1 protein-coding gene is annotated in these 1,531 nt (G+C 55.3%); it reads left to right on the forward strand.

Annotated features, from left to right (window positions below):
- The first annotated feature begins 142 nt into the window (after positions 1-142).
- Positions 143-1,525 (forward strand): MBL fold metallo-hydrolase RNA specificity domain-containing protein, encoded by a 1,383-nt coding sequence (locus ACYZYZ_RS10820; protein ID WP_305171139.1) that lies wholly within the window; start codon positions 143-145, stop codon positions 1,523-1,525.
- The last annotated feature ends 6 nt before the right edge of the window (positions 1,526-1,531 follow it).

Below are 1,531 nucleotides of genomic sequence, written 5' to 3' on the forward strand. Positions count from 1 at the left end.
TTACCCTTCCCGGATTTACTCTACTAACCCAATTCACCATCCTTTGATCTGGATACCTTGGTGTCCGCGCTGACAGCTTCTATGCTCAAAGAAGCATAAGGCGATTGCGTCGGGTGCAATTGGTCTGAAGAAGGAAGGGGCTATGGCTAGTCAGGTATCATTGGCATTTTTCGGCGCGGCAGGCACTGTCACCGGCTCACGTTATCTGCTTGACGTGGAGGAGCAGAGAGTCCTGATCGACTGCGGCCTGTTTCAGGGTTACAAGCATTTGCGGGAACGCAACTGGAAACCCTTTCCGGTAGACCCTGCCACCATCGAAGCTGTATTTCTCACCCACGCCCACCTGGACCACAGCGGTTACCTTCCGCGGCTGGTAAAAGATGGATTTGATGGGCCGGTTTACTGTACCCGTGCCACCCGGGATCTGTGCCGCATACTGCTGCTGGATTCGGCAAAGTTGCAGGAAGAAGAGGCGGAATTTCGCAACCGGCATAACTACAGCAAGCACAAGCCCGCATTACCCCTCTACACTCAGCATGATGCCCGCAAAGCGTTGGAGCATTTCGAGGTCGTCGATTTCAGCATGCCGGAAAGTCCCCATCCCGGTATTACTATGGGTCAGATTGAGGTGGGGTTTTACCCCAATGGCCATATCCTTGGCTCTTCCTACCTGGATGTGAAAGCTGCGGGCAAGCACATCCTGTTTAGCGGGGACCTGGGGCGTGGTAATGACCTGGTAATGCGCGCCCCTGAATTGCCGCTGTACTGCGATTACCTGGTGGTGGAATCCACCTACGGCAACCGTTTGCATGACAATCGAGATGTCTGGGAGGCGGTGGCTGAAATTGTCAATGACACCCTGTCCGGGGGCGGCTCATTGCTGATTCCGTCATTTGCCGTGGGGCGTGCCCAGGCCATGCTATACCTGATCACCGAGCTGCGTCGCCGGGGGAAAATACCTTATGTACCTATCTTTCTGGACAGCCCCATGGCCATCAGTGTGACGGAATTGATGCAGCGGCATCACCGCTATCACCGTCTGAACAAAGCGTCCTGCCAGCAATTATCTCGGGATGTGACTTTTACCCGCGATGTTCAGGATTCCATTGCCATTAATAACGTCAATGTCCCGGCCATCATTCTGTCCGCCAGCGGTATGGCTACCGGTGGTCGGGTGCTGCACCACCTGCAGCGCATGGTGGGGGATCACCGCAATACGGTGATGTTTGCCGGTTATCAGGCCCCAGGCACTCGTGGTGCGCGGTTGGTGGAGGGGGAAAAGCGAATCAAGATTTTCAATCGCTACTTTGATGTCAAGGCGCGCATCGAGAGCCTGGACTTTCTCTCTGCCCATGCCGATCGCCTGGAATTATTGCGTTGGGTGCAGCAACTGCCAGCGGCGCCGAAACACTGTTTTGTCACCCACGGTGAAGAGAGTGCATCGGATCAGTTTCGCATCAGTCTGTCGGAAGAACTGGGTTGGAGAGCCTCGGTGCCGGATATGGGCGACAGGGTTGAGCTCTGATCAGTC

The organism is Porticoccus sp. (genome assembly GCA_023261185.1).
Classification (GTDB): Bacteria; Pseudomonadota; Gammaproteobacteria; order Pseudomonadales; family Porticoccaceae; genus Porticoccus; species Porticoccus litoralis.